The sequence below is a fragment of the Synechococcus sp. R55.4 genome, assembly GCF_047461935.1.
Classification (GTDB): domain Bacteria; phylum Cyanobacteriota; class Cyanobacteriia; order Thermostichales; family Thermostichaceae; genus Thermostichus.
Map to the genome: position 1 here is coordinate 22,424 of NZ_JANSIF010000044.1, position 6,165 is coordinate 28,588.

Sequence of the window (6,165 nt, forward strand, 5' to 3'; positions counted from 1 at the left end):
TAAGTCCCATAGCAGCCGGCCCTTGACCTCTGCCAGCGAGTAGCCAGAAAGCTGCTCGGCAGCGCGGTTGAAGCGCAAAATGTGTCCCTCAGGATCCAGAACCACCACCAACGCCCCTGCTGTATCGATAACTGCGTTGGTAAAGTCCCGCTCTTGCCTAAGGGATCGCTCTGCCTTTTCCCGCTCAGCACTTTCTCGGCGAATGAGGGAGTAAACAGCAGCCAAGATGCAGTAGGTAAACGTTAGACCCGCTAGCAGGATGGCACTGGTGCGGCTCCAGCCTAGCTGAAACTGATCGCTACTTTGCTGCAGCCGGCGGTGATCTTCCTCTTCTAGCGACGCTACCACGTCGACAATCCGCTGCCTCAATTTTTCCTCTTCCTGACTTTGCAGCGCTTCTTGAACCGCAGATAGCTCCCCTTGCTTCCTCAGCTCAATCAAATCATGGTTGAGTTTCAGCCACGGCGCCAGCAGCAGCTCTAGCCGGCTCAGGTGCTCTTGCTGCACGGGATCCAAGGCCGCAAATTCCTGTAGCCGATCCAGAAGAGCAAACAGCGAATCGGTGCTTGTCTGATAGCTCCGTAAGAAGCTCGCATTGCCTGTAAGGAGATAGCTGCGCTTGTGGACTTCTGCGGCCTGCACTTCTCTTAGCAGCTTCTCTAGAACCTCGTGCTCTTCTAGAAGCTGGGTTACCTCCCTGTTGATCTGGGGCAGACGGGAAGCAGCGCGGTGGGCGGAGTAGGCGATCCCTGCCAAGATCAGGGCAGCCAGGCCAAAACCAGCGCCAACCTTGAAAAGAAGTCCGCTCTTACGGGCAGACTTGTCCTCCTTTGACCTTTGGGCCGGCAGCAGAGGCGTCTGAGCCAGTTCCCTCAAAGTACGGCGCAGCTCCAGTTGGGCCACCACCTGATGGGCCAGGGCTTGTAATTGCTCCAGTTGTTCTGGGGTCAGGTGCCGAGGCTGATAATCGACAACGCAAAGCGTGCCCAGGGCCTGCCCTTCTGGAGTTACCAAGGGAATGCCAGCGTAAAAGCGAATGTGGGGCTCTTGAGCGACAAACGGGTTATCGGCAAAGCGGGGATCCTGAGTGGCATCGGGCACCACCAGCGGCTCTTTAGGCGACAAGATGGCGTGGGCGCAGAAGGCCACATCCCGTGGGGTCTCCTGCACATCGACGCCGAATTTGGCTTTAAACCACTGGCGGTGTTCGTCGATAAGGCTGACCAGAGCAATGGGCGTGCCGCAGATGTGGGCAGCCAGCCGCACGAGTTCGTCAAAGCTGTTCTCAGGAGCGGTGTCCAAAATCTGATACTGCCGCAGGGCAGCCAGCCGCTGCTCTTCGTTGGGAGGGAGGGAGGCCTTAGGCATAGGTCAAACTAAGCGGAGAGGAAGGGTTCCGATCCACCGATCTCGGAGGTCGATAGTCTCAAGGTAAAAGAGGTAACCCCAGCATAACTTCCAAGCCTCTCCACCGGAAGCTACAGGGATCCGATCCCCAAACCAGCTTCCCGTTGGTTCAGTTCGCTACATTTTCACCACGCCTGCGTCAGCTACTCTAGCTCCTGCAAATTAAGCAAGCTTCGAGTTGAAATTTCTCAACGGAAGACTTACTATAGAGCGACGAGCTTTGTAAAGGGGGAATACTCTCAGTCATGCAAAAACTCCAAGACAGTTTGGTAAAAGCTCTGAGCATCGATGGAGCACTGGGGGTAGCGCTGGGGGACTGGAAAACAGGGATGTGCTTGGGGTACAAAGGCACCAACAGTCCCGCTTTTCCTGAAGCTAACTTGGAGCTGGCAATCGCCGGAAACACAGAAGTGATTCGCGCTAAGATGCGAGTCGCGGAGTCACTTAAGTTCACCGACAGAATTGAAGAGATTTTAATCATCCTGGAAACTCAGTACCATCTAATGCGTATGCTTAAAACCATAAACGGCCTATTTTTCTACCTAGCCTTAGACCGAGAAAAAGGGAACTTAGCTCTTGCCCGCATTAAACTCAGTCAAATTGAGAGCGAATTGACCCTCTAAGGGCAACTTGAAAGAGATGAAGCATCACGGCGAGCAGGGAGTCTAATTTGGCCGTGGAGCTACACCCCCAATACTTATCCTTGGCCGACAGGGCATGTCGGCATAGCTTAACCTAAGTGTTGAAGGAAAGAGAGTGCGGAACCGGGGACTTGAACCCCGATGGCATTGCTGCCACTAGAACCTGAATCTAGCGCGTCTACCATTCCGCCAGTTCCGCGGCGATCTACAAGTGTGCCCAAAGCAGGGGATCCCTGTCAAGGCTGGCAAAAGGGATCCCTTGCCGGCGGCTCTATCTGTGCTAAGCTCTGCTGCGCACAAGATTAAAGCCGATAACGCTGACCTTGGCCGACTTTACCTTCACCTGCGAGGGCACCTGCCCCCATACCCAAGCGCGGGCGGGATACTTCGTCACCCCCCACGGCGGGATCCCAACCCCTTGCTTTATGCCGGTGGGAACTTTGGCCAACGTGAAAACCCTCACCCCGGCCCAGCTCAAGGAGACAGGTGCCCACATCATCCTCAGCAACACCTATCATCTCCACCTGCAACCTGGCGAAAGCATCATTCAAGCGGCAGGGGGGCTACACCGCTTTATGGGCTGGTCGGGCCCCATCCTCACCGATTCAGGCGGCTTTCAGGTCTTTAGCCTCAGCGCCATTCGCCAAATCAACGAGGAGGGAGTGACGTTCCGCTCTCCTCTCGATGGCCGCATCATTCACTTCACCCCAGAGCTATCCATCCAGATTCAAAATGCCTTGGGTGCCGATGTGATCATGGCCTTCGACGAGTGCCCGCCCTATCCTGCCAGCCCTGAGGCGGTGGCGGCAGCAGTGCGGCGAACCACCCAATGGCTGAAGCGCTGCGTGGAAGCCCATCGCCGCTCAGATCAGGCTTTGTTTGGCATTGTGCAGGGGGGAGTTTACCCTGAGCTGCGCCGGCGGGCAGTGGAAGAGGTCTGTCGGTTGGATCTGCCGGGCTATGCCATTGGCGGGGTGAGTGTGGGGGAGCCGGTCGAGTTTATGCACGCCGTTGTGCGGCAAACAGCCCCTCTACTGCCGGCAGATCGCCCCCGTTATCTCATGGGGGTGGGCACCTATGCCGAGATGCGGGCCGCCGTGGCCGCCGGAGTGGATTTGTTTGACTGCGTGATCCCCACCCGCTATGCCCGCCATGGCACGGTGATCAGCCGGGGCAAACGCTGGAACATCAAAAATGCCGAGCACCGCCGCAGCCTGGATCCCATCGATCCCGACTGTCCCTGCTACACCTGCCGCCACTTCAGCCGAGCCTACTTGTGCCACCTCATCCGCGCGCAAGAGATCCTGGGCTATACCCTGCTTTCTATCCACAACATCACGGAGCTGATGCACTACACCCAAAAGATGCGCCAGGCCATCTTGGAAGGCAAGTTTCACGAGAACTGGGATCCCTGGAGCTAAGCCGGTCAGGAGATTTCTCTGGAAATATCCGATCCATCCTAGTTCACTAGGCACTCCAATATCCCGTGTATATACTTAAACTATCCCATGTAGCCGCAGGAAGGAGTCAGATCATGGCTATCCGAACCCTCAGCAGCGTGATTGAACAGCACATTGCCGGCCTTCCGGGCGTGATTGCTGTTTTGATAGGGCGGGCCACTGATGGTGCTACAGTAGCCAAAGTAACCTACGTCAGTGATAGCCAAGAGGAGCAGGCCCTAGAACTTTTGGGCACCTATGCCAGCGACCTAGTCCCGGCCAACAGTCGTCTATGCCAGCTTGTCAGCTCTGACCAAGAGGCGGACTACCTTTTGGCCGGCACTTCGGCGTTGCGGGTTGTCATCAAAGCGTTTCCCAAAAGCCCCTACTTTGTTTGGAGAGCCGGTTATCTTCCACTGCCATCACTACAACCTCTTCCTGCAGCAGACTATTGAAGATCCCGACTGGATCGATGGAGTGGGAATTCTGCGCACCGCAGCCCAGGAGATCTTTTACAGTCTTCTGTACGGAGCTTTCAAGGCTCTTGGCATTCAGGAGACCCAAGAGCGCCTGGCAGTGGCAGCTCAGATCTTCAGTTTTTTAGGATTTGGGCGGCTGGCGTTTGAGGTGACACCTTCAGGCGGGGAAGTGCAGCTTACCCATTCTCACTATGCAGAAGGTTGGCTGAGCAAGTACGGAGAGCAGGTCAGCCGCACACGTCCCATTGACCACTTGGCGGTGGGCTATGTGGCAGCAGCTCTGGATGCCACTTTTGGCGAGCTGGGGAGCTACACGGCAGAAGAAACGGAGTGCATGGCCGTTACCCGTAAGGATCACTGTGTAATCCAGGTTATTCGGCTGCCGCGGCCCCAGTTGTTGACTCCCAGTCCAGGGATGGGCAAGTTGATCGAGCAGCCGCTCCAGTTCCCCCGGCCCACAACAGCAGTGGACTACGATGCGGTCAACGAAGCTCTGTGGGGCTTGCCTTTGGCCGGAGATGAGCGGGGGCAAATTCGCGCGTTTAACGTGTTGCTAACGCGCATGCCTGGCAACTACTACAACCGCATTCAGTATCGCTTTTTACAGGAGCTGAAGGCGGTGCAGGCTGAGCTGATGGGGGTGGGGGAAGCTCTTATCCGCGAGTCGGGGCATGTCTGTGTGTTCTACACCTTCGGCAACATCATGGAATCGGTGGAGTGGGAAACCCTGGTGGGGCCGATGCTGGAGAAGGACACGGACTGGATCCACGGCGGCTATGCGGTGGCCAGCAGCCTGGGGTGGGGTCGCTGGCAGGCTTTGGAGGTGGTGAGTGGCCAGTCTTGCCGGGTGGCCATTGATGGCAACTACGAAGCCAACTACTTTTTGGCTTCCTACCCACGGGCAGAAGATCCCGCCTGCTATTTTGCTCAAGGGGCGGTGCCGGCGATGATGAATCTGGTCTACAACGGCAACATCCAGCAGAAGCCGGTTTTGGATCAAGTCTTCTACAACCGCCTCTTCCAGCGGGGTGGGCTCTTCCACGGCCAGGAGACCAAGGCCAGAGAGAAAGGGGATCCCTGGTGCGAGTTCTACGCCGCTCGCGTCAGCGGGACGGAGTCCTTGCGGGTGTAGGGATCCATGCAGGTGCGTATCCTCAGGCGGCGGGAGTGTGGAGCGGGGTGGGCCACTGACCTGCTGCTGCCACGTTGCCTTGTCTGGTCAGAGGTAGAGGCTCTGGCCCAGGAATGGGGAGCCGCTTGTCGCTGTTTTCAAGGGCAACTGGTGTGGCTGGATCTGCCCTCAGGCCGGATTACGGCTTCACTGCGGGTGCCCCGCCTAACGTTGCGACTCCACGATGCTAACGCTGAGGCGCGGATCCTAGATCGCTTGCAGCAGTTGGCGAAGTCTGCTGATTCCAAGGCAGAGGAGAGTTGAGGGCAAGCCTGGCGCGAACATCCTATCCTGCCATGGCAAAGAGGGCGCTCCAGTCGCGGTTGGGCACACCCGGCTTGGCGATGATCTCAAGGATGCGATTTTGGGCGGCGGGCTGGAATAAACTTTCGACGGCCACTTGGGCTACTTTCGTGCGGGGGATGCTGCCGTCAAAGAGGGTATCCGCCTTGGATAGGACAATGCCATCGTCGTTGTCTTGGTTTTTTAGGCCCCCCGGTCGAACGATGGTGTAGGTGAGGCCGCTCTTTTGCAAGTATTCTTCTGCCCGTTTTTTCCACACCAGGATCAGCCAAAACAAGTTGAGGGGATGGAACAGCTGGGAAACACACAGCGAAGAGATTAAAACAAAGTGTTGGATCCCTTTGGCTTTGGCCACATCGACCAGGTTCTTGGTGCCTTCATAATCCACTCGGTAGGGCTGAAAGGGATCCCAACTGGGCCTGGCCCCGGTGGCACAGAGCACCACCGTGCATCCTTCCATGCCCGTCTCCAGCGTGGCCGGATCCAGCACATCCCCCACCACCACTTCCGCTTCGGGGGGCAGAACTCGAGCGGCCAGCTCGCGGCTGCGCACCAGCGCCCGCACTCGGATGCCGCGGCCCACCAACTCTTTGACAATGCGGCGTCCGGTTTCTCCTGTAGCCCCTGCAACAAAAGCCTGCATAAGTTTCTGATACATTTACGCTGAACACTGCTGAACATCACTGTTCAACTATGCAGCGATAGCATTCTGTTTGTTTCCAACC

The 6,165-nt window shown here is 57.0% G+C and carries 7 protein-coding genes and 1 tRNA gene; 5 read left to right on the forward strand and 3 right to left on the reverse strand.

Going from position 1 to position 6,165, the window contains the following annotated elements:
* Positions 1 to 1,368 (reverse strand): GAF domain-containing protein (locus NW842_RS10505; protein WP_414417994.1); only part of this gene is annotated, 1,368 nt, incomplete at its 3' end.
* A gap of 284 nt (positions 1,369 to 1,652) precedes the next feature.
* Between NW842_RS10505 and NW842_RS10510 the strand changes: the two genes are divergently transcribed.
* Positions 1,653 to 2,030, forward strand: a complete 378-nt coding sequence (locus NW842_RS10510; protein WP_414329842.1) for a hypothetical protein — start codon at positions 1,653 to 1,655, stop codon at positions 2,028 to 2,030.
* Positions 2,031 to 2,164: 134 nt separating this feature from the next.
* Here NW842_RS10510 and NW842_RS10515 read toward each other — a convergent pair.
* Positions 2,165 to 2,247 (reverse strand) — tRNA-Leu (locus NW842_RS10515).
* A gap of 112 nt (positions 2,248 to 2,359) precedes the next feature.
* On the opposite strand from NW842_RS10515, the gene tgt reads away from it, so the two are divergent.
* The 4 genes from tgt to NW842_RS10535 all read left to right on the forward strand — a co-directional run bounded on the left by tgt (position 2,360) and on the right by NW842_RS10535 (position 5,401).
* The gene (gene tgt / locus NW842_RS10520) at positions 2,360 to 3,469 is read left to right on the forward strand and encodes a tRNA guanosine(34) transglycosylase Tgt (protein WP_414417998.1); all 1,110 of its coding nucleotides are present in this window, start codon (positions 2,360 to 2,362) and stop codon (positions 3,467 to 3,469) included.
* 113 nt (positions 3,470 to 3,582) lie between these two features.
* The gene (locus tag NW842_RS10525; RefSeq protein WP_414417995.1) at positions 3,583 to 3,942 is read left to right on the forward strand and encodes a hypothetical protein; all 360 of its coding nucleotides are present in this window, start codon (positions 3,583 to 3,585) and stop codon (positions 3,940 to 3,942) included.
* Positions 3,943 to 3,964: 22 nt separating this feature from the next.
* On the forward strand, positions 3,965 to 5,098 hold the full coding sequence (locus NW842_RS10530; RefSeq protein WP_414417996.1) for a hypothetical protein: 1,134 nt from the start codon (positions 3,965 to 3,967) through the stop codon (positions 5,096 to 5,098).
* Between the two features lie 6 nt (positions 5,099 to 5,104).
* Positions 5,105 to 5,401, forward strand: coding sequence for a hypothetical protein (locus tag NW842_RS10535; RefSeq protein ID WP_414417997.1), 297 nt, complete (start codon positions 5,105 to 5,107; stop codon positions 5,399 to 5,401).
* Between the two features lie 22 nt (positions 5,402 to 5,423).
* Here the strand turns inward: NW842_RS10535 and NW842_RS10540 are convergent, their stop codons facing one another.
* Complete coding sequence (locus tag NW842_RS10540; RefSeq protein ID WP_414417999.1) at positions 5,424 to 6,083, reverse strand: SDR family oxidoreductase; 660 nt, start codon at positions 6,081 to 6,083, stop codon at positions 5,424 to 5,426.
* Between the last annotated feature and the right edge of the window lie 82 nt (positions 6,084 to 6,165).